At 65.6% G+C, this 1,729-nt stretch carries 3 protein-coding genes; all 3 read right to left on the bottom strand.

Annotation, left to right across the window (positions count from 1 at the left end):
* The coding region (locus tag EOA60_RS31635) for an arginase family protein (RefSeq protein ID WP_128312525.1) at window positions 1-695 on the bottom strand (695 nt) is incomplete at its 3' end.
* Window positions 692-1,438, bottom strand: coding sequence for a 1-(5-phosphoribosyl)-5-[(5-phosphoribosylamino)methylideneamino]imidazole-4-carboxamide isomerase (gene hisA, locus EOA60_RS31630; protein WP_127335645.1), 747 nt, complete (start codon window positions 1,436-1,438; stop codon window positions 692-694). The genes hisA and EOA60_RS31635, both read right to left, overlap by 4 nt.
* A gap of 2 nt (window positions 1,439-1,440) precedes the next feature.
* The coding region (locus EOA60_RS31625) for a DUF1330 domain-containing protein (protein ID WP_164899719.1) at window positions 1,441-1,729 on the bottom strand (289 nt) is incomplete at its 5' end.

The raw sequence follows: 1,729 nt of genomic DNA, 5'->3' as shown, positions 1-1,729 counted from the left end.
GTGCGGACCTGCTCCGGCGCCGGGCCGCCAGGCGTTGCGTAACGATTGGCCTGCAGCGTTTCCGGATCATGCACGTCGAGGTCGACATGCATATGAATGCGCTCGGCACCCGCGGCCTTCAGCTTCGCCGCGGCGGCTGCCCAGTCCTGACACTCGGTGCGGATGATAGGCAGCTTCTCCAAAAGCTCTTTCTCGGCCGTATCGAGGTCGCGTGCGTTGACCAGGACACAGCGGGCCGGCTCGATCGGCTTGAAGCCGGGAATCTGCGCCGCCATGCGCCGCCAACACAATCCAAGCGCCGTTGCCAGCGCCATGCCGTCGAGAAAGCCGGAGGTGGAGGTTTCCGGAGTGTTGAGGTCGCCATGCTGGTCGGCCCAGATGATGGCGTCCGCGCCTTCACCGGCCACCGCGCCCGCGCTGGTCAGGCAGTTGCCGGCCAGAACGATGGGAAAGCGGCCGTTGTCCAGCGCGATGCGGACCTCGCCCGAAACGACGTTGCAGACGGCAAATCCCGTGCCGATCTCGCGCTCCTGCTCGTCCTCGACGACCTTGCCGATGTCGCGCACCTCGACGTCGTGACCGGCAAGCTTCAGCGCCTCGGCCAGCCCGCCGGAGATCAGCGCATCGGGGCCTTGGCCACAGCGGCCGTGAAAGTGGCCGCTGTCATAGGACGCCAGGATGATCGAGATGTTCACGCTCGTGCCTCCGCGTTGTTGCCGCGCAGGATGGCGAGCGCCTCCGCCGGGTCGATGCGCCCGTCATAGAGCGCGCGACCGGAGATCGCACCCTCCAGGCGCTTCGCATCGGGCATGGTCATGCGCACGATGTCGGCGATGGAGGCCAATCCGCCGGAAGCGATCACCGGGATCGACACCGCCTCGGCAAGGTCGATGGTGGCATCCCAGTTGATGCCGGAGAGCACGCCGTCGCGGTCGATGTCGGTGTAAATGATGGCGGCCACGCCCGCACCTTCGAACTTCCTCGCCAATTCGATGACGCCGAGTTCCGAGGCTTCGGCCCAGCCCTCGACCGCCACCTTGCCGCCCTTGGCGTCGATGCCGACCGCTACCTTGCCGGGAAAGGTCCTGCATGCCTCCTTCACCAGTTCGGGCTCCCGCACCGCCACGGTCCCGAGGATGACTCGCGCCAGCCCGCGGTTCAGCCAGTCCTCGATCTGCGCCAGCGTGCGGATGCCCCCGCCGAGCTGCACCGGGTTCTTCGTCGCCTCGAGGATGGCGCCGACCGCCGCGGAATTGACGCTCTGTCCCTTGAAGGCGCCGTTGAGGTCGACGACGTGCAGCCATTCGAAGCCTTGCTCTTCGAAGGCTCGTGCCTGGGCCGCCGGGTCATCGTTGTAGATGGTGGCGGTTGCCATGTCGCCGTGCTTCAGGCGCACGCATTTGCCGTCCTTGAGGTCTATTGCCGGAAACAGGATCACGATCAGGCGCCCTCGACGATGGCGAAGTGGCCGGTCGATGCCGCCAGCCGGAATTTCAAGGCTTCCTGGTACTCGGGCGACTGATAGCAGGCGAGCGCCCTGTCGTAAGAATCGAACTCCACCACGACATGGCGGTTTCCCGTTGCCCCCTCCGGGTCGGTATGGCGGCCGGCCCGAACAGCAAACTTCGCGCCAAATTTGGCGAAGGCCTTCGCGTTGGCCTCGATGTATTTCTTGTAGGTGTCCGGGTCGCGGACATCGATCATGGCGATCCAGTAGCCCTTCTTGCTC

It is taken from the genome of Mesorhizobium sp. M1A.F.Ca.IN.020.06.1.1, assembly GCF_004023265.1.
Lineage (GTDB): Bacteria > Pseudomonadota > Alphaproteobacteria > Rhizobiales > Rhizobiaceae > Mesorhizobium.
This window is presented reverse-complemented; position numbering and strand designations above follow the sequence as displayed.